20 protein-coding genes, 4 tRNA genes and 1 pseudogene are annotated in these 18,100 nt (G+C 30.1%); 10 read left to right on the top strand and 15 right to left on the bottom strand.

What is annotated here, in order from left to right; genetic code table 11:
- The 4 genes from OT390_RS08320 to dnaG form a co-directional block, all read right to left on the bottom strand.
- A complete protein-coding gene (locus tag OT390_RS08320) occupies positions 1–1,284 on the bottom strand; it encodes a UDP-N-acetylmuramoyl-L-alanyl-D-glutamate--2,6-diaminopimelate ligase (protein ID WP_052797067.1) in 1,284 nt (427 codons plus the stop codon).
- Positions 1,268–1,819, bottom strand: a complete 552-nt coding sequence (locus OT390_RS08315) for a histidine kinase (protein ID WP_406611486.1) — start codon at positions 1,817–1,819, stop codon at positions 1,268–1,270. Before OT390_RS08315 ends, OT390_RS08320 begins: the two co-directional genes overlap by 17 nt.
- The gene (locus tag OT390_RS08310) at positions 1,806–2,078 is read right to left on the bottom strand and encodes a NifU family protein (RefSeq protein ID WP_394535947.1); all 273 of its coding nucleotides are present in this window, start codon (positions 2,076–2,078) and stop codon (positions 1,806–1,808) included. Before OT390_RS08310 ends, OT390_RS08315 begins: the two co-directional genes overlap by 14 nt.
- Positions 2,079–2,159: 81 nt before the next feature.
- Entirely contained in the window at positions 2,160–3,977 is a 1,818-nt protein-coding gene (gene dnaG, locus OT390_RS08305; RefSeq protein ID WP_002870199.1) for a DNA primase, read from the bottom strand.
- Positions 3,978–4,046: 69 nt separating this feature from the next.
- Here dnaG and OT390_RS08300 point away from each other — a divergent pair, with 69 nt between their 5' ends.
- From OT390_RS08300 to aroC, 4 genes are read left to right on the top strand one after another with little or no spacing between them, the layout of a single operon-like run.
- Positions 4,047–5,033 (top strand): CDC27 family protein, encoded by a 987-nt coding sequence (locus OT390_RS08300; RefSeq protein WP_002870200.1) that lies wholly within the window; start codon positions 4,047–4,049, stop codon positions 5,031–5,033.
- Entirely contained in the window at positions 5,020–5,460 is a 441-nt protein-coding gene (rnhA, locus tag OT390_RS08295) for a ribonuclease HI (RefSeq protein ID WP_042963139.1), read from the top strand. Before OT390_RS08300 ends, rnhA begins: the two co-directional genes overlap by 14 nt.
- Positions 5,447–6,121, top strand: a complete 675-nt coding sequence (gene rnc, locus OT390_RS08290) for a ribonuclease III (RefSeq protein ID WP_002851153.1) — start codon at positions 5,447–5,449, stop codon at positions 6,119–6,121. Before rnhA ends, rnc begins: the two co-directional genes overlap by 14 nt.
- Positions 6,121–7,209 carry a chorismate synthase gene (aroC, locus tag OT390_RS08285; protein ID WP_394535948.1) on the top strand — a complete coding sequence of 363 codons (1,089 nt, stop codon included), beginning with the start codon at positions 6,121–6,123 and terminating at the stop codon, positions 7,207–7,209. Before rnc ends, aroC begins: the two co-directional genes overlap by 1 nt.
- An 85-nt stretch (positions 7,210–7,294) precedes the next feature.
- Here aroC and OT390_RS08280 read toward each other — a convergent pair whose 3' ends face one another.
- Entirely contained in the window at positions 7,295–8,278 is a 984-nt protein-coding gene (locus OT390_RS08280; protein ID WP_002935063.1) for an MnmA/TRMU family protein, read from the bottom strand.
- A 94-nt stretch (positions 8,279–8,372) separates the two neighbouring features.
- Between OT390_RS08280 and OT390_RS08275 the strand changes: the two genes are divergently transcribed.
- Entirely contained in the window at positions 8,373–8,534 is a 162-nt protein-coding gene (locus OT390_RS08275) for a hypothetical protein (RefSeq protein ID WP_002870203.1), read from the top strand.
- A gap of 3 nt (positions 8,535–8,537) precedes the next feature.
- On the top strand, positions 8,538–9,407 hold the full coding sequence (locus OT390_RS08270) for a hypothetical protein (RefSeq protein WP_002889088.1): 870 nt from the start codon (positions 8,538–8,540) through the stop codon (positions 9,405–9,407).
- 12 nt (positions 9,408–9,419) lie between these two features.
- Here OT390_RS08270 and OT390_RS08265 read toward each other — a convergent pair.
- The 3 genes and pseudogenes from OT390_RS08265 to exbB all read right to left on the bottom strand — a co-directional run bounded on the left by OT390_RS08265 (position 9,420) and on the right by exbB (position 10,905).
- Positions 9,420–10,101: pseudogene (locus OT390_RS08265) on the bottom strand (TonB family protein).
- Positions 10,098–10,487: a TonB system transport protein ExbD gene (exbD, locus tag OT390_RS08260; RefSeq protein WP_002851470.1), complete on the bottom strand. Its 390-nt coding sequence runs from the start codon at positions 10,485–10,487 to the stop codon at positions 10,098–10,100. The pseudogene OT390_RS08265 and the gene exbD overlap by 4 nt, the downstream one beginning before the upstream one ends.
- The gene (gene exbB / locus OT390_RS08255) at positions 10,480–10,905 is read right to left on the bottom strand and encodes a TonB-system energizer ExbB (protein ID WP_002871878.1); all 426 of its coding nucleotides are present in this window, start codon (positions 10,903–10,905) and stop codon (positions 10,480–10,482) included. The genes exbD and exbB overlap by 8 nt, the downstream gene beginning before the upstream one ends.
- A 157-nt stretch (positions 10,906–11,062) precedes the next feature.
- Between exbB and OT390_RS08250 the strand changes: the two genes are divergently transcribed.
- The 4 genes from OT390_RS08250 (at position 11,063) to OT390_RS08235 (ending at position 15,177) form a co-directional block, all read left to right on the top strand.
- On the top strand, positions 11,063–11,806 hold the full coding sequence (locus OT390_RS08250) for a DUF4261 domain-containing protein (protein WP_002889175.1): 744 nt from the start codon (positions 11,063–11,065) through the stop codon (positions 11,804–11,806).
- Positions 11,807–11,871: 65 nt separating this feature from the next.
- Positions 11,872–12,288 carry a PepSY-like domain-containing protein gene (locus OT390_RS08245; protein WP_394535949.1) on the top strand — a complete coding sequence of 139 codons (417 nt, stop codon included), beginning with the start codon at positions 11,872–11,874 and terminating at the stop codon, positions 12,286–12,288.
- 259 nt (positions 12,289–12,547) lie between these two features.
- Positions 12,548–13,798 carry a serine/threonine transporter gene (locus OT390_RS08240; protein WP_002889173.1) on the top strand — a complete coding sequence of 417 codons (1,251 nt, stop codon included), beginning with the start codon at positions 12,548–12,550 and terminating at the stop codon, positions 13,796–13,798.
- A 14-nt stretch (positions 13,799–13,812) separates the two neighbouring features.
- Positions 13,813–15,177, top strand: a complete 1,365-nt coding sequence (locus OT390_RS08235; RefSeq protein ID WP_020247147.1) for an L-serine ammonia-lyase — start codon at positions 13,813–13,815, stop codon at positions 15,175–15,177.
- 7 nt (positions 15,178–15,184) lie between these two features.
- Here the strand turns inward: OT390_RS08235 and OT390_RS08230 are convergent, their stop codons facing one another.
- The 7 genes from OT390_RS08230 to OT390_RS08200 all read right to left on the bottom strand — a co-directional run bounded on the left by OT390_RS08230 (position 15,185) and on the right by OT390_RS08200 (position 18,099).
- Complete coding sequence (locus tag OT390_RS08230) at positions 15,185–15,706, bottom strand: hypothetical protein (RefSeq protein WP_002860077.1); 522 nt, start codon at positions 15,704–15,706, stop codon at positions 15,185–15,187.
- Positions 15,687–16,667, bottom strand: a complete 981-nt coding sequence (gene ribD / locus OT390_RS08225; RefSeq protein WP_002860076.1) for a bifunctional diaminohydroxyphosphoribosylaminopyrimidine deaminase/5-amino-6-(5-phosphoribosylamino)uracil reductase RibD — start codon at positions 16,665–16,667, stop codon at positions 15,687–15,689. Before ribD ends, OT390_RS08230 begins: the two co-directional genes overlap by 20 nt.
- A 234-nt stretch (positions 16,668–16,901) precedes the next feature.
- Positions 16,902–16,989, bottom strand: a tRNA-Ser gene (locus OT390_RS08220).
- A gap of 21 nt (positions 16,990–17,010) precedes the next feature.
- Positions 17,011–17,084, bottom strand: a tRNA-Cys gene (locus OT390_RS08215).
- Positions 17,085–17,102: 18 nt separating this feature from the next.
- Positions 17,103–17,191 (bottom strand) — tRNA-Leu (locus OT390_RS08210).
- A gap of 9 nt (positions 17,192–17,200) precedes the next feature.
- Positions 17,201–17,275: transfer RNA gene (locus OT390_RS08205), tRNA-Gly, on the bottom strand.
- A gap of 71 nt (positions 17,276–17,346) precedes the next feature.
- Entirely contained in the window at positions 17,347–18,099 is a 753-nt protein-coding gene (locus OT390_RS08200; protein ID WP_002882730.1) for a hypothetical protein, read from the bottom strand.
- Between the last annotated feature and the right edge of the window lies 1 nt (position 18,100).

Below are 18,100 nucleotides of genomic sequence, written 5' to 3'. Positions count from 1 at the left end.
TTATCCTTGATTTTTTAAAATTTCATTAACAACTACTTTATCACTAAAAGGATATTTTATCCCTTTAATTTCTTGAGTAGTTTCATCACCTTTGCCTAAAATAACGACTAAATCGTCATTTTCTTTTAGTTCTAAAGCTCTTTTTATAGCTTCTTTTCTATCTTCTATCATTAAAACTTTTTCTTTTTTAGTAAAGCCTGATAAAATTTCTTCCATGATGGTTTTTGGTTCTTCGCTGCGTGGATTGTCACTTGTAATGATAGCAATTTTTGCAAAATGTTCGACGATTTTTCCCATTAAAGGGCGTTTGGTTTTATCTCTATCTCCACCTGCTCCAAAAACAACGATGAGTTTTTTATTTTTAAGAGTGTCAAGCACTTTTTCAATGCCATCGGGCGTATGAGCAAAATCTACAATCACACCTTTTGCTACTTGTTCTACCCTGCCACAAACCCCGCCAAATCCACTGATAGCTTTTTCCAAGTCTTTTAAATTAGGCTTTACGAGTTCATTCACACAAGCACTAGCAACTAGAAGATTGTAAAGATTAAAAAGTCCTAGCAAGGGCGAGTCTATGTGAAAAGTTTGATTTTTATTTGTTACAATAGCACTAATGCCTTCTTCTAAAGAATAAGCTTTGATTTGATATAAAGCAGGATTTTCTATGCCATAAGTAAAAGCATTACGCACATTAAATTTAATAGCCAAAGCATCTTTGTTGATAAATTTTAAACTCTCATCGGTAAAAAAAAGTTCTTTTGCTTCTTTATAATTTTCAAAAGTACCGTGAAAATCTAAATGATCTTGAGTGATATTGGTAAAAATTTTAGCAACAAAATTTAAGCCTTCGATGCGGTTTTGAACGAGCGCGTGTGAGCTTACTTCCATGATGAAAAAATCACATTTTTTTTGAGTGGCTATTTGTAGGTATTCTAAGGTTTTAAGAATAGGGGAGGTGGTTAAGGATTTTTCATCGATTTGTTCATCGTTGATAAAAGCTCCTCTTGTCCCACAAAGCCCACACTTATAACCTAAATCCAATAAGATAGAATAAATCGCTGCTGCGGTTGTGGTTTTGCCATTGGTTCCTGTGATTCCTATGATTTGAATCTTTTCATCGATTTTTAAAAGTTTTTTACACTCATTTACATCAATGATTTTTGCACCTTTTTCTAAGGCTTGAGCGTGAAATTTAGCATTTTGTGTGGTTTGCAAAAAAAAGCATTCTTTTTCACACTCTAAGGTGTTATCTGTAATGAATGAATTTTCAAGTTTTAATTTCACTTTTAAATCCCATGAGTTTTTCTTGGAGTTTGATAAATCTATCATTTGCCCAAAAATGAGGCATAACATTTTCTATGTAATTTAAAGTCATATCTTTATAGCCATTATCAAGTAATTTTTCCAAAAAATCTAAAAAATCATCACGATTATCAATAACTAATTTAGTGCTGTTAATGATATTTTCAAAACTTTTTTGAAAGCCAAGTTCTTCTTCGCTTTTTAAAAAATCTTGATAATTTAACGCATACCCATCTTCAAATTCGTTTTCCTGTTTGTTTTCCTGTTTTTTAAATTCAATTGTACTTAAAATTTCTTCTAAGTCTTTATCAATGCTAGAGATTTTGTAATGTTCTATATAAAAATCAAAAAGTAAAGAAGCTTCTTTAGGAGATTTTAAAGCAAGATCACAAAGGCAGATAAAATTTAGCAAGCGTTTATTTTTGCGTTTTTCATAAGCCATAGAAAAATACATTTTTGCAGTTTTAAAATCTTTCTTGTAAAAATGTTCAATTCCAAGTTTTTTATAATTTTGCAAATTCGTCTACTCCGCCGTTTAAATTGATTATAGTGATTTCCGGATGAATATCAATCTTAAGTTGCCTTTCAAGACCGTATTTTAGCGTTGTTCCACTCGATGCACAGCCTTTACAAGCTCCTATTAAATGGACATAAACGATCCCATTTTTAATTCCTAAAAATTCAAGCCCTCCGCCATCACGTTCAAGCATAGGCAAGCTCTTTTCTAAACTTGCTTTAACAGGATTTATAAGCTCTTCATCACTAAAAGGCATCATAATTTATCCTTAAAAATTTTTATATACTTTAGCGTGATTGTGTTTAAAAAAAGGTAAATTAAGGCTTGAAATTTAAATAAATTAAAAAGGTTCGTCATTATTTTGTATGCTAAATCCTAAATCATAAGCTGTAAAGTTTTTGTTACCAAAAATTCCATTTAAGTTTCTAAATGATTGTTGCAGAATTTCTTCGTTTTTTTCATATTTTAAGAAGCTTAAATATTCTTTTAAAAAATTATTTAATTCTTCGGTATTTAAATTTTTAATTAAAAGATTTAAATTTTTATCAATAAGCGTAAAAAGTTGTTTTTTTAATGCGAGTGTAGAATTTTTAATTTTTACATTGTTTAAAAAAGCTAAATTAACCTTGCAAATACCTAACAAGAATTCGCTATAGTTTAAATTTTTTCGAATATTTTTACTTTCAAATTCTCTAATATCACTATCTTCATAACCTTTTTTTTCTAAAATTTTATCCAATAAAATCTTATGTTTAAAACAAACACTATCACTAATTTGCTTAAAATCGTTACATATATCTGGATGCTGTTTTAAAAAGGCTATAAGTTCTAATTCTGCAATGTGAATTTTTTCTTTAGGAAAATTGTATTTATTTTGAGAAATTAAAGGGGTTTGTATGGTTTTTTTTGAATTTTGTGATAAGACAATAAATTTTTCATCCACTTTTAATAAATTTGAAACTAGACTAGTGTAAGAATTTGCCACTAAAGGTTCAAGATTAAAGGTGAATTTTTGTATAGTTTCTAAAGCTTTTTGTTTATCAAGAGCAGAAATTATGGAATGAGTGGATATTAAGCGTCTGATATAAAATTCACCAAGCTCTATTCCTTCATCGAGTATATTATGGAGTTTTGTGCTTTCATTTTTTGCTACGAGCTCAGCAGGATCTTTTCCGCCTTGCAAAATTGCCACTTTACCGTCTATTTTGTTTGTGCTTAATAAAAATGCAGATCGTGTCGCAGCTTTTAATCCTGCTTCATCATTGTCAAAACATAAAATCACTTTTGCATCATAACGGCGGATTAAGGGTAGATGATGTTCGGTTAATGCTGTTCCAAGAACTGCTACAGCATTGTTAAACCCTGCTTTGTGAAAAGCTATTGCATCCATGTAGCCTTCACATACTATTATTTCTTTTTTTTTGGCTATATTTTCTTTAGCGATGTTAAAAGCATAAAAAATTCTACTTTTATCAAAAAGTATATTTTGGGGTGAATTTACATACTTTGCCGGTACATTGGGATTTAAAGTGCGCCCTCCAAACCCTACCAATAAGTCTTTATGATCGTAGATTGGAAAGGTGATACGCCATATAAAACTTGCGTAAAATTCATTATTTTCATCTTTTTTTAAAGCTCCAACACTCATAGCATCTTCTAAAGGAATTTTTTGATTTTGCAACAATCTTATACTATCTTCACTTGCTCCTGCAAAACCTAATTCGAATTTGGCTATATCTTTGTCATTTAAAGCTCTCTGGTAAAGATAGGTTAAAACTTCTTTGTGGTGTTTGAGATTATCTTTAAAATACGCATTTAAGCTTGGTAGTATAGACTTTAGCTCTTTTTTATTTTCTTGTTTTTCTTTTGTATAACTCAAAGTAAAATTACTAAGGCTTGCAACTTTTTCAACTGCATCAGCAAAACTTAATTTTTCATAATCCATTACAAATTTAAAAGCATCTCCACCAGCCTTGCAGGCAAAACAATGATAAAAACCTTTGATAGGATTGATATGCATAGACGGGTTTTTATCTGCATGAAAAGGACAGATACATACAAAACTAGAGCCTTGTTTTTTTACTTCAATATAATTTTCTATAATATCAACAATATTAAGTCTTTGGGATAAATTTTCTATACTTTCTTTAGTTATCATTTTACAAACCTTGTTAAAATTATACAAAGATTTGGCTATAATTTGGCATAAAATTTTTAGAGCGAGACTATGGATTTTTTCTTTGTAGAATACAGAGACCCTTTAGTAGGGCTTATAATTTTAACCATTTTAGTATTTGTTGTAGCTGTTGCAAATTATATTTGGAAAATATTTGCTAACAAAGATGAAGAACAAAAGCTTGAAAAATTTATAAAAAAATTTGAAATGGATAACGCTCATAAAGAGTTATTAAGAAATAGTAGCTTGAGTTTTGGAAATTTAAGTTTTTTGGCCGAAATTTTTACCAAAAGTGGGGAATTTGAAAAAGCAACTCAAATTTATTTGATTGCTCTTGAAAAATGTAAAGATAAACAAGAAAGAGAATTTATTTTCCTTTCTTTAGCAAAAGTTTATTTTAAAGCAGGATTTTTAGAGCGTGCAAAAGAAGTTTTATTACAAGCTTTAAAACTGCGTCCAAGAAATATACAAGCCTTAAAACTTTTAAAAATTGTTTATTTAAAACTTCGTTCTTATAAAGAAAATTTAGAACTTTTAGAATGTCTTTTTGAGCTTAATGAAGATGTGCAAAAAGAGCATGATTTTATCAAAGCTTTAGAACTTTGTACTTTTAATATCACTGATGAAGAAAAAAAGAAAAAACTTTTAGAATTTAAAATAGAAGATAATCCTATGTTGGGGCGTTTAGTTTTTGAAAAATATCATATGTTTTTAGGGCAAAATTTTTTTGATATTTGTGATTTGCTTTATAGAGAAAATGAAGCGTTTAATTTAGAAAATCAAGATTTTTTAGAATTCTTTTATGCTTTGGGTAAAATTTCAAAGCATGATGATACGCATCAGTTTGTTTTTAAAAATTCTAATTTTAAAATGTTAAAAATTTTAAAAGATAATTCTTTTAATGCGGGGTTAGAATTTTCATACCGTTGTTCTGAGTGTAAAAATGTTATGCCTTTGTTTTTTTATCACTGTCCTGTTTGTTATGAGTTTAATACTTGTAAAATTATTTATGAAGTGAAAAACAATGAAACACATTGAAATTTATACAGATGGCTCATGTCTTAATAATCCAGGTTTTGGCGGATGGGCTTATATTTTGCGTTATAAGGAGTATCAAAAGGAAGGTTTTGGAGCTGAGGCTAATACCACTAACAATAGAATGGAGTTAATGGCAATTATTGAATCTTTGAAGGCTTTAAAAGAGCCTTGTAAAATTTCGCTTTTTACAGATTCTAACCTAATGGTTCAAAGTATTAATGAATGGCTAGAAGGATGGATAAAAAAGGATTTTAAAGGTAAAAAAAATATAGATTTATGGAAGGAATATATTAAAGTGGCAAAATCTCATAAGATTAAGGCTTTTTGGGTAAAAGCACATAATGGACATTTGGAAAATGAAAGGTGTGATACATTGGCGCGTGAAGCTGCTTTGAAAATTGCAAGGGAAAATGATGAAAAACATTGAAAAGCTAGAGCAGAGTTTAACTTATGAATTTAAAGATAAAAATCTTCTTATACATGCTTTAACCCATAAAAGTTTTAAAAAATCTTACAACAACGAACGCTTGGAATTTTTAGGTGATGCCGTGCTTGATTTAGTTGTAGGTGAATACCTTTTTCATAAATTCGCCAAAGATGCCGAAGGAGATTTATCTAAGCTTAGAGCAGCTTTAGTGAATGAAAAGTCTTTTGCAAAAATTGCAAATAGTTTAAATTTGGGCGATTTTATTCTTATGAGTGTTGCTGAGGAAAACAATGGAGGAAAAGAAAAGCCTTCTATACTTTCAGATGCGTTAGAAGCCATTATAGGTGCTATACATTTAGAAGCCGGGTTCGAGTTTGCAAAAACTATTGCCTTAAGACTTATAGAAAAAAATTTCCCTCAAATTGATGCAAAAATTCTTATAAAAGATTATAAAACAAAATTACAAGAGATTACACAGGGAAAAATCGGACAAACTCCGCAGTATGAAACAGTGCGTGCTTTTGGCCCTGATCATTTAAAGCAATTTGAAATTGCTTTAATGCTTGATGGTAAAGAACTTGCAAGAGCTATTGCAGGAAGCAAAAAAGAAGCACAGCAAATGGCAGCAAAAATTGCACTTGAGAAATTAGGAGCTTTATAGTGAATACCTTTGGTACGAGATTGAAATTTACAAGTTTTGGTGAGTCTCATGGTGTGGCTGTTGGATGTATTATTGATGGAATACCTGCTGGAGTTAAATTTGATGAAGAATTTTTGCAAAATGAGCTTGATAAACGCAAAGGCGGAAGTAAATTTGCAACACCAAGAAAAGAAAGCGATAAAGCTCAGGTTTTAAGCGGGGTTTTTGAAGGATATACAACGGGTCATCCCATAGCTATAGTGGTTTTTAATGAAAATGCCCATTCTAAGGATTATGATAATTTAAAAGATCTATTTCGTCCCGCTCATGCGGATTTTACTTATTTTTATAAATATGGCATAAGAGATCATAGGGGTGGGGGTAGATCAAGTGCTAGGGAAAGTGTTGCTAGAGTGGCTGGTGGTGCAGTTGCAGCGATGCTTTTGCGTGAATTTGGCATTTGTGTTCAAAGTGGTGTTTTTGGAATAGGAACTTTTGTATCAAATTTGAAAGAAGAAGAATTTGATTTTGAATTTGCTAAGAAAAGTGAAATTTTTTGCCTTGATCCAAAACTAGAAAGTGACTTTAAAAATGAAATTTTAAATGCTAGAAATTCAAAAGATAGCGTAGGCGCTGCTGTTTTTACAAAAGTTAGTGGTATGCTTATAGGACTTGGAGAAGTTCTTTATGATAAGTTAGACTCTAAATTAGCTCATGCTTTAATGGGAATTAATGCTGTTAAAGCAGTTGAAATAGGCGAAGGTATTAATGCAAGCAAAATGCGCGGATCGTGTAATAATGATGCTTTAAAAGATGGCAAGTTTTTAAGCAATCATAGCGGAGGAATTTTAGGAGGAATTTCAAATGGAGAAAATCTTATTTTAAAAACTTATTTTAAACCTACTCCTTCTATTTTTTCCAAGCAAGAAAGTATAGATAAATTTGGCAATAATTTGGAATTTGAACTCAAAGGTAGGCATGATCCTTGTGTAGGTGTTAGAGGAAGTGTTGTAGCTAGTGCTATGGTGCGTTTAGTTTTGGCTGATTGTTTGCTTTTGAATGCGAGTGCGAATTTAAACAATTTAAAAAATACTTATGGATTAAAATAAAAAAAGCCCATTTTCATGGGCTTGATTGCAATATTTTGAAAAGATTCAAATACTATATCGCTTGTTTTGCTAAATACTTTATACTTTAACTAATAAAAAATTGATTAACATCAGCCTTATTTTCAAAAGCTATGCTTGTATAAGCTTGATTTTTAAATTTAAGTTCATAGCTTTTTCCTGCTTCGTGTTTAGTATAGGTAAGGGCTATTTTTAAGGCAAGTTCTAAGTCTTTTTCTGAAATTTTTTCATCTACCAAAGAGTAAGCTCCGATTAAATCCCCAATTTCTATTGCTTCATATTTAGGAGTTTTTAAACCTTTTAAAAGAGTATTTTCAAGTTCATTTCTACCTATGATCATTTTAGCTCCATTGGGTAATCTTAAATGACGACCATATTTTAAAAGTTGTGCGTCATTAACCTGCATATCTTTGTCAAATTCTATGAAATCTCGAATTTTTTTAGCAAAACTATCAAGAGTTAGCAAACAACCTCCACCTGGGCTTTCAAAGTCTTCTAAGCCAAATTTAGCTGCAAGTTCAAGTTGTCTTTTACGACTTCTTCCAATAATACCTTCGAGTTTTTCTCTATCTACCCAACCTTCTCTTTCAGGTTTGGTTAGAGGTAGGTTTTTTGCGCACATAGGACGCAAGATTAAATCTTCTTCATCAAGAGCAAGTTTTTTAACCTTTGCCATTGCATCACTTCTTTGACTCATAGGGCGTTGTCCTAAAACTTCTCCTGTGATGATAAAACTTGCATTTTCTTCTTTTAACATAGCAAGAGCAGTTTTAAACATAAAAGCATGACAATCTATACAAGGATTAAAATGTTTGCCATAGCCATATTGTGGATTAAAAAGCACTTCTTGAAGATAGGAATTTCTTACATCTATCATTTCAAAATCTGCACCTACCATCGCTGCACGCTTTTTCATGATTTCGCTTTTATCACTTGTACTTCCAAAACCTATGTTGATATTTAGAGCTTTAACTTCTATGCCTTGTGCAGTGATGAGTTTCATTGCAAGCATACTATCAAGCCCACCGCTAAAAAGAGCTAATGCTTTCATTGATTCCTTTCTAAGAATATAAAATTTTTTAAGATTTTGTCGATTATAAAAGATATAATTTTAACTAAAAAATCTTTAAAATAAGGATTGGAAAGTGTTAAAAATAATTTTGGTTTTAAGCATTTTGAGTTCTTTTGCTTTTGCAAATTCTTGTGTTAACTACGAGCAAGAACTTAAAAAGTGTAATTCTTTAAAAAATTCACATGAGAGAAAAATGTGTCGTTTAGGCTTATTTGCAAAATGTAAAAAAGGATAAATAATGAAAATCGATACTTCTGCTAGTTTAACCCATTCTTTAACTAATAATGTTGATAAAAAAGAGCTTAGCGTATTAAAAAAAGAAGATCAAGATAAAATTCCCGTGCAAGATCTTTCGAGTTTAAATAGCGATGGTGTTAAGGTTGTTTTTGAAAATAAGCAAGGTGAACTTATAGCTTTAAATTTAAGCGATGAAAATTATAGTAGTTTACAAAAAAATTTCGGTTCTTATACGAATTATGTTGCTAGAAATGATGGTAGTATAAGGCTTAATGGCGAAGCAAACCAATTTGTTTCAAATTGGTTTGAAAGTGTAAAAGATAATTTTGGTTCTTTAAATTCAAATTTAAATAATAAACAACAAAGTGTAAAATTAAATTTTAATACAAATACCCTTCAACAAAGTATGCAAAATTTAGGCTTTAAAACAAGCGATGAAAAAATATCTGATGATGCAAATATAGAAGAAAAATTAAATTTTTTTATTGATAAAGATGTAAATAAAGATGGTAAAGTTGATGATAGTGATGTTAAAGAACCTAGCATGAGAGAAATTTTAAGCGACATTAAAGAAGCATCAGGTAGTGGAGCTAGTGCTATGAAAACCATAGATCCGCAAAAAATCAATAAAAAAGATGATAAGGAAAATAATATCAAAGAAAAAGAAGACGAAGATTTGCTTCAAAAAGCCCAAGAAAAAGGTTTAAATGCTTTAAGTGCTGATGAGCAGGCAAAGCTTGAGGCTAGCAATCCTGAAGAATTTGAAAAACTGAAGCAAAAATCTTTGCAAGAATTAAGTCAGAATTTAAGTAAAGATTTTCAAAATAAAATTGAAAATCAAGAAGCACAAATTGTAGATAAGAGAGTGTAGCAAATTATAATTTTACCCTCTTAGGGTTTTAAAATCATATATAATAGGTAGTGTAATTCTTAAATCTCCATTATAGTGTGGAAAATTTAAAGAAGCTTTTCTTATGCTTTCTAAAGCACTTTTATCTAACAAATCATATCCCGAGCTTTCGATGATTTTTAAATCTGCTAAAGTTTTGTTTTCTTTCCATAAAAATTCTACTTTTACAGTTCCTTGCATACGCATTTTTTTGCTTGCCTTGGATAAAATTGTGCTTGTTGTATAGCTTTTTGGATTTCTTTTAATACAGGGTGATTATCTTTTCCTTGTGTTAATTGAGTGATCTTAGGTTTGACATTTGTATCAGTTGTTTTTGTAAAAGTTTTAACTTCTTGAGTTGGTGCTATTGGGGTTTTATTTGGTATTGGGTGTGGAGGTGTTTTTTTTATCTTTTTTTGCATTTTTTCAGGAGTTTTTTAATAACTTTTGGCTGAGGTTTTGGTTTGATAGGTTCTATAATGGACTCTGTTGGTTTAGTCTCATTTGTTGGATTAGTTTGGGTAAATTGTTTTATTGCCAAAGAAAAAGAATCTTCATTTTTAATTTCCATTTTAAAAAAGTCATTCGAGTGAAAAATGACAAAAAGTAAAGGTATAAAGACTATAAAAGTTATATAAGAAGCTTGGTATTTATGATTTAAAAATAAAGTTTTCATTTGTTTTTCTCAGTAAGAATCTGAAAATTTTCATGTTCTTTGGCTTTTAAAAAATCTATAATTTTTACAAAGCTTTCAAATTTAGCATTTTTATCGCTTTTTAGTTCTACTATGGTTTTTTTATCAAGTGAAAAAATAGCATTTTGAACTTCATTTAAATCAGCTAATTTATCATTTAAATAAAAAGTATTTTTTTCGTCTATGGTTATAAGAAGTTTTTTTTCATTATTGCTTATATTGGTAGCATTTTCACTTGAAGGAAGTGAGATTTGAATTTTTCCATGCGCAATAAAGGTTGAAATACTAAGCACTATAGCAAGCAAAACAAGCATAATGTCTATAAATGGGACTATATTTAAACCTTCATTTTTTGGTAGTTTAAGCATTTTTATTTGCCTTATAAGCATTGCTTAAGAGGGAAACTTTTCTAAGTAAGGCATTATAAGCCATTAAAGCAGGAATAGCAACCAAAAGTCCTAAGGCTGTAGCTTTAAGAGCTAAAGAAAGCCCCACGATTATAGATTTGACATCTATATTGCCCGCCAAGCCCATTTCGTAAAATGTAACCATGATGCCTATTACAGTGCCTAAAAGTCCTATATAAGGGGCATTGGAATAGATGATATATATAGTGGTTAAATTTTCACTAATCGCATCATCAAATTGCTCTTGATTCTCATAATTTTTAAAGTTAATTTTTCTAAAAAATAGCATTCTTTCTACAACACACCAAAAAGCTATAAATGCCATAATTCCTAGAATTAAAAAGATAATTAAATCGATGTAATCTTTTAAAAATTCCATATTTTTCTCCAAAAATATACTTATAAATTTTAAAAGATTATACTGTATAAAAAATAAATTTATAATTAATATCAATTATCATAATTTTTAAGAAATTCTTGTTTATAGTATTTATTTTTATTAGGTTATAATTTATAAAAATTTAATAGGGTTTAACATGACTATAGATTTAAATCACAATTTTACCTCTTTTGTTCTTCTTGATGAAGTTGATTTTAATTTTTCGGAGTTAAAAAGCATTTTAGAAGATAAATTTAATATAAAAATAGCTGATGAAAATTTTACCAAAGAGGGCGTGATTTTTTCATATGAAAATATGTTAGTTACTCTAAATTTGATTAAAAATCCTATACCTAATCACGAAGCAGAATACTATGCAAATTTTAATTTTATGTGGAAAGATGCCTTAGAGCAAACTAAAAAACATAAAGCTCATCTTCTTATAGCGGTGCTAAGTCAAGATCAAAGCAAATTAGAACAAGCTAAAATGTTTACGAAAATTGCAGCTTTATGTTTGGAAAATAAACATGCTTTAGGTTTTTATACAGGTGCAGTTGTTTTAGAGCCCAGTTTTTATATAGAAAATGCAAAAATGTTAGATGATAATCGCTTGCCGGTATATAATTGGATATATGTTAGTGTTTATCCTAGTGAAAATGGAGTTAATGCTTATACTTATGGGCTTAGAAATTTTGATAAATTAGAACTTGAAGTTTGTGATTTAAACATAGAAGAAAAAGAACTTTTCTTTTGTATTTATGATATTGTTTTGCATATTTTAACTTATGATATTAATCTAAAAGATAAAGATATTTTAAAATTTGAAGATGGAAAAGAAATAAAATTTATAAAAAGTCAAGGTATAAGTGTTGAGAATGAAAGTTTGAAAATTATTTTTTAAGTTTCACATTCACTTCACAGTTTTGAGTTAAACTTTCGCCAACCAAGACAAAAAAAGGAGAAATTATGAAAGCAAAACTAACTTTACTTGCTTTGTTGGGTACTACGGTGCTTTTAGCTAAAGATATGGTTGTTCCTGCTAGCGAACTTCCAAATAATGCCAAAGAATTTATTTCTAAAAATTTTAAAACCGCTCAAATTGGTTTGGTGAAAAAAGATATAGATTCTTATGATGTGATTTTAAATGATGGAACTGAAATTGATTTTATGATCAATGGAGAGTGGAAAGAAGTTGATGGAAAATATAAGGCTTTGCCACATACTATCTTACCTAATATTATGAAAAAAGTGAGTGCAACTCAATCAAATGCTCAAATTCTTGAAGTAGACAAAGAAATTAATGGTTATAAATTTAAGTTTAATAACAATATGGAAGTTTATACAGATATGCAAGGAAATATCCTAGGTCAAAAATTAGATTAATTTTTGAAAATTTAACTCCCTTAGAAAATTTGATGCAAAAATTTGGAAGCATAGTCTTCCAAATTTTTATTTTTTGATTGCAAAACCCAAAATATATTTAGTTTTAAAATAATACTTTATTGATACAAGTGATTGTTTTTTTATAAAATTAAATTTATAAAATGTTACATAAGATTTAAAATATTTTTTTTAAAAAATAATTATTTATAAATATTTTGCTAAAATAAAAGAGATGTAATCTTAAATTTAAGGAAGAATAATGAATACTCCTAAATGGACTAGTCACGATACAAGGTGGGTTTTATCTCTTTTTGGAACAGCTATTGGAGCCGGCGTACTTTTGTTACCTATTAGTGCTGGGCTTGGTGGATTGATACCTTTGTTAGTTATACTTGTTTTAGCTTTTCCTATGACTTACTTAGCTCATAGAAATTTATGTCGCTTTGTGCTTTCAAGTTCTAATCCAAAAGATGATATTACTTTTGTTGCAGAAAGTTATTTTGGCAAGGGCGGTGGATTTTTAATTACACTTTTGTATTTTTTTGCTATTTTGCCTATTTTATTGGTTTATAGTGCTAATCTTACAACAACTTTGCTTGAGTTCTTAATCAATCAGTTCAATTTCAATGCAGATCTTACTCATGCTGCTCGTTGGTGGGTGAGTTTTTTGATTGTTGGAGTTTTGGTTTTGATTTCTATTCTTGGTGAAAATGTTGTAACAAAAGCAATGAGTTTTCTTGTTTTTCCTTTTATTATATTTTTATTTATTTTTTCATTGCTTTTAATTCCACAATGGAATTTATCGTTATTTGCAAATGTTGATTTTTCCGTAATTTCAACAAGTAATTTTTGGGTTACTTTATGGCTTGTTATTCCTGTGATGGTATTTAGTTTTAATCACTCTCCTATCATTTCTTCACTTGCTTGTTATTGTAAAAAAGAATATGGTGGTTATGCTGAACCTCGCGCTAGAAAAATTATTTCTTTGGCAATTATTCTTATGGTTTTTGTTGTAATGTTTTTTGTTTTTTCTTGTGCTTTAACCTTTACACCAGAAGATTTTGCATCAGCAAAAGATCAAAATATCAATATTCTTACTTTTATAGCAAATAAATTTCCTGAAGTTTCTTTACTAGCTTATGTTGGACCTATTGTTGCACTTGTGGCTATTAGCAAAAGTTTCTTAGGGCATTATCTTGGTTCTCAAGAAGGCTTAAATGGTATTTTATATAAAGCAAGTAATGGTAGAATTCAAGGTAAATTCGCTCAAACTTTAACAGCGATCATTACCTTTGCTATCGCGTGGCTTGTTGCGTATAAAAATCCAAGTGTTATAGGAATTATCGAGGCTATTGGTGGCCCTGTTTTGGCTATTTTGCTTTTTTTAATGCCACTTTATTGTATTTATCGTTTTGATATTTTGGCAAGATTTCGTAATAAATTTTTAGATCTTTTTATTTTGGTAATGGGGATAGTTGCAATTTCTGCTGCAATTCATGATCTTTTATAAATTAAGGATAAAAAATGAGTAATTTAAGCATTTTTAAAATAGGTGTTGGTCCTTCTTCTTCTCATACTTTAGGGCCTATGCTTGCTGGAAATTTATTTTGTAAAAAAGTCGCTAAAAAGCTTGATGAAATTGATAGAGTTGAGGTTACTCTTTATGGTTCTTTGTCATTAACAGGTAAAGGACACTTGAGTGATAAGGCTGTAATTTGGGGGTTAAATGGCCTAGAAGCTAAAAATTTAAGCACAGCAATACAAGATGAAGTAAATAAAAATGCTATTGAAAATGCTCAAATTGATTTTTGTGGTGAGAAAAAACTTTGTTTTAATTATGAAAAAGATTTGATATTTTCCAAAGATTTTTTACCTTTACATGAGAATGGTATGAAGATTAAAGCTTATGATTGTAAAGGTGGGTTAGTTGATGAAGAAACTTATTATTCTGTAGGTGGAGGCTTTGTTTTAACAGCTGCACAATTAGAAAAAAAAGATAAAAATTCCAACCAAAATAAAAAGAAAAAACTAGATATAGAGCTTAACAATGCAAAAGAAGCTTTAGAGCTTTGCGATAAAAGAGATTGGGATTTAGCAGAGCTTTCTTATCGTTACGAATTGCAATTTCACACTAAAGAGGAAATTCGTGCTTATTGTCTTGAAATTTGGGAAGTAATGCAAGAAGTGTATTATAATGGCACTCATCCAAATGAAGATTATTTGCCTGGAAAACTTCATTTAAAGCGTAGAGCTAAAGGACTTAAAGAAAGAGTGGCGATGACAGCTGATCCTATGGGCATTATCGATTTTATTTCTTTATATGCTATTGCGATTGCTGAAGAAAATGCTAGCGGAGCAAAAGTTGTAACCGCACCAACAAATGGAGCATGTGCTGTTATCCCTGCTGTTATGCTTTATCTTAAAAACCATACTATAGGTTTTAGTGATGAAAAGGCTATAGAGTTTTTATTAACAGCAATGCTTATAGGTTCTTTTTATAAGAAAAATGCAAGCATTAGCGGAGCAGAAGCAGGCTGTCAAGCAGAAATTGGTAGTGCTAGCTCTATGGCAGCTGCAGCTATGGCAACAGTTTTAGGGGCTAATGCTTTTAAAGCATGCAACGCTGCTGAAATGGCAATGGAACATCATCTAGGTTTAACTTGCGATCCAGTTGCAGGGCTTGTGCAAATTCCTTGCATAGAAAGAAATGCCTTTGGAGCTATTAAGGCTATAAGTGCTGCTAGAATGGCAATGACACGCAAATCTACTCCTATGGTAAGCCTTGATGAGGTTATAGAAACCATGTATGAAACAGGAAAAGATATGAATTATAAATACAAAGAAACTTCTTTAGGTGGTCTTGCTACAAATTTAAAAACAGTATGCTAAAGTGTTTTTACACTTTAGTGTATTTTTTCATTCTTAGACTTAAAAATTCTTTCATTTCTTCTTTGGAAAAACTTTTAAGAATACGAATTTGCTTAAAAAGCAAGCCAAGATTGATTACTCCCATCACTAAAAGCAATAAGCAAATCATTAAAAAAACAAGATCTATGGCTCCAAATTCATTAATCATAGCCAAACTTGCAAAAAATACGCTCGCTAATAACAAAAAAAATAAAAGCAATATTTGTTTTAATTTTGCCTCATTAAAATTATCGCAATTTTGAGTGAAATTTCTAAAAAGTATGATCTTTTTACCCAAATTTGAAACTAAAATTTCATCATTTTCTTTAAATAAGCCTTCTTTTAAACTTTGATAAAAAAAGATTTCATTGTTTAAATTTAAATCATCTTTGTAGCTTGATAAGGTGTAGTCTTTGTAAAAAAAGGATTTTAATTCATTTTTCTTTTCTATTTTAAATAATCTTAAATCATTTCTTGCATAAAAAAATCCACTAAAGTTCATAAATGCCATAAGTATCACTCCCTAAAAAATTCCTATAAAGTGGCTTGAAATTTAAAGGTATTGTAACATTTTTTTCATCATTTAAACTTGAACTTTGAAAAATCAAAAACATATCTATTCCATCTTTAAAGATTTTGAGAAAATTTTCTCCACCCTCATACATTAAAAATTTAGCCTCACTTGGAATTTGGGTATAAATTTGGCGGTTTGGAACTTTAAATAAAGGGATATTTTTATCAAAATTATCTATATTTTGACGGCTTAAGATACAAAGATTAGGCGCTTTTGCTTTGCAAAGCCTAGTATCTAGTATAGGGCGATCTTTTCTTATGGTTTCTCCACCGACTACAAGCAAATCAATCACCGCTCTAATTTTATGTGCATAAGTGCGACTTAGCTTATTGCTTACGATTTTGCCAAAAGGTGAGCCATTCATAGAAAGGGCTAATTTAAAAAGTTTAAATTGCCCTTTTTGCCATTTTAAAAAAGGTTTTAAAAGTTTTTTTCCTTCTTCTTTAAGTATGTCAAATTCAACTTCTATGCCTTGTTTTTTTAAAAATTCAGCTCCACCACTTGCGATTTTATTTTCATCTTTAACGCTGATGAAAATTTTTTTAAAACCTAGCTCGCTAAAGAGTTTTGCGCAAGGAGGCGTTTTTCCTTGATGAGAGCAAGGCTCAAGTGTGACAAAAGCTATACTATCTTTAAATACACCTTGATGGTTTTTGCAAATAAACTCATGTAAGGCGTTTACTTCTTTAGGCAATGAAATTTCAGGTCTTAAGCTTTTAAAAGCATGAGCTATGGCATTAAGTTCTGCATGAGCCAATCCAGCTTTTTCATGAGCTTTTATGGCTAAAATTTTTTCATTTTTATCTAAGATTACACAGCCTACGGCTGGATTTGGATAGGTTAAAAACTGATATTTCCAAGCCTCATTTAAAGCTAAATTCATATAAAATTCTTTCATTTAGCTACCTTGTATTTTAAAATTTGACATATTTTTAAAATTTTATATTTTTGTTTTAAAATAATAAATTCTAAATTTTCCATTTGTATTTCTTATTTTTAATTATATTAGTCATAGTTTTTCTAAGTTTTTTAGGATATAACAAAAATAGTAAGACTGAAGTATTATTTTTCATTTGTAGTATCCTTTATAATTTCAGGAATGATATAAGCTTAATAAACTAGAAAGTCTTGGTGGCCGGGAGAAAGGGATTCGAACCCCTGGAGGTGTGACCCTCAACGGTTTTCAAGACCGCCGCTTTCGACCACTCAGCCATCTCCCGATAAAGTAAAGTTTTGCCTTTTGGAGGCGACATCCGGATTCGAACCGGAGATCAAGGCTTTGCAGGCCCATGCCTTACCGCTTGGCTATGTCGCCCTGATAATGTTGAAAAAGTGGTGCCCGAGGCCGGACTTGAACCGGCACGGAAGAAAAATTCCGAGGGATTTTAAGTCCCTTGTGTCTACCAATTCCACCACCCGGGCGGGTGATTATGGAGCGGGAAACGAGATTCGAACTCGCGACCCCAACCTTGGCAAGGTTGTGCTCTACCCCTGAGCTATTCCCGCATAAATTTCTGAAAGAATTGAAGATAAAAGTATAGCAAAATAAACTTAAAAGGAGTTTATTTTGCCTTAAGTTATTTGCAAATAAATAAAGCTTTCGCGTTTAAAATTTGTTCTTTTTCGCTGATAATTGGAGATGAAAGTTCTATATTATCAGATTTTGCATTTAGCATTCTAGGTGCGATATTGGTATTGGCATTTACTTGTAAATTTTTCAATACACAAGTTTTATTAAGATCTAAAGAGTAAGTTTTTTCATATTCGTATGATGTTTTTAAAAGCTCTTTGTAGAGATTTTCTTTGTTGTTGTTTAGTGTATCTTTTGAAAATTTTGTTTGTATGGCTGGTGTTGAAACGCTGATGAAATTATTTTTAGCTATGATAGAATTGATGTCATTTAAAAGATTGTTAAAATCTGCAAGTTGGTTTTCTTTAAATTCACATTCTAAATTCGCATCAAATCTTTGACCTTTTGGAGTTTGTATACCATCTTTATAGGAAAAATTAGGTTCTAAAGAAAAACTTCCTCCGCTACAAAAATTTTCTTTTTTTGAGCGTTCTAAAATTTGATTGAAAGTATTTGTGATTTCGGCTTTTTCACTATTGTCTAATGTGATTTTTGAGCTTAAATTTTCATTTGCCCAAAAATTAATATTTGCATATAAAATATCGGGTTTTAGTGTATTGCTTACTTCTATATTTCTTGAAAAATATAAATCATGATTAGAGTCTTTTTTGCCTAAAAATTCTACATTAAAAACTACTCCTGCAACAAAAAGTAATAAACATAAAAAACCTATACCTAAACCTTTAAAAAAAGCTAACATG

This window comes from Campylobacter sp. CFSAN122748, assembly GCF_045277125.1.
GTDB lineage: Bacteria > Campylobacterota > Campylobacteria > Campylobacterales > Campylobacteraceae > Campylobacter_D > Campylobacter_D jejuni.
The sequence above is the reverse complement of the archived record's forward strand: the minus strand, read 5'-3'. Positions and strand labels throughout refer to the sequence as shown.

What these genes read in the sequence shown, in the direction of transcription:
- exbD (WP_002851470.1), bottom strand. Translation starts at nt 10,487, where the DNA reads ATGCTTAAACTACCAAAAAATGAAGGTTTAAATATAGTCCCATTTATA.
- OT390_RS08300 (WP_002870200.1), top strand. Translation starts at nt 4,047, where the DNA reads ATGGATTTTTTCTTTGTAGAATACAGAGACCCTTTAGTAGGGCTTATA.
- OT390_RS08270 (WP_002889088.1), top strand. Translation starts at nt 8,538, where the DNA reads ATGAAAATCGATACTTCTGCTAGTTTAACCCATTCTTTAACTAATAAT.
- OT390_RS08235 (WP_020247147.1), top strand. Translation starts at nt 13,813, where the DNA reads ATGAGTAATTTAAGCATTTTTAAAATAGGTGTTGGTCCTTCTTCTTCT.
- OT390_RS08310 (WP_394535947.1), bottom strand. Translation starts at nt 2,078, where the DNA reads ATGATGCCTTTTAGTGATGAAGAGCTTATAAATCCTGTTAAAGCAAGT.
- OT390_RS08240 (WP_002889173.1), top strand. Translation starts at nt 12,548, where the DNA reads ATGAATACTCCTAAATGGACTAGTCACGATACAAGGTGGGTTTTATCT.
- OT390_RS08280 (WP_002935063.1), bottom strand. Translation starts at nt 8,278, where the DNA reads ATGAAAGCATTAGCTCTTTTTAGCGGTGGGCTTGATAGTATGCTTGCA.
- OT390_RS08250 (WP_002889175.1), top strand. Translation starts at nt 11,063, where the DNA reads ATGACTATAGATTTAAATCACAATTTTACCTCTTTTGTTCTTCTTGAT.
- OT390_RS08245 (WP_394535949.1), top strand. Translation starts at nt 11,872, where the DNA reads ATGAAAGCAAAACTAACTTTACTTGCTTTGTTGGGTACTACGGTGCTT.
- rnc (WP_002851153.1), top strand. Translation starts at nt 5,447, where the DNA reads ATGAAAAACATTGAAAAGCTAGAGCAGAGTTTAACTTATGAATTTAAA.
- OT390_RS08200 (WP_002882730.1), bottom strand. Translation starts at nt 18,099, where the DNA reads ATGTTAGCTTTTTTTAAAGGTTTAGGTATAGGTTTTTTATGTTTATTA.
- exbB (WP_002871878.1), bottom strand. Translation starts at nt 10,905, where the DNA reads ATGGAATTTTTAAAAGATTACATCGATTTAATTATCTTTTTAATTCTA.
- ribD (WP_002860076.1), bottom strand. Translation starts at nt 16,667, where the DNA reads ATGAAAGAATTTTATATGAATTTAGCTTTAAATGAGGCTTGGAAATAT.
- rnhA (WP_042963139.1), top strand. Translation starts at nt 5,020, where the DNA reads ATGAAACACATTGAAATTTATACAGATGGCTCATGTCTTAATAATCCA.
- OT390_RS08230 (WP_002860077.1), bottom strand. Translation starts at nt 15,706, where the DNA reads ATGGCATTTATGAACTTTAGTGGATTTTTTTATGCAAGAAATGATTTA.
- dnaG (WP_002870199.1), bottom strand. Translation starts at nt 3,977, where the DNA reads ATGATAACTAAAGAAAGTATAGAAAATTTATCCCAAAGACTTAATATT.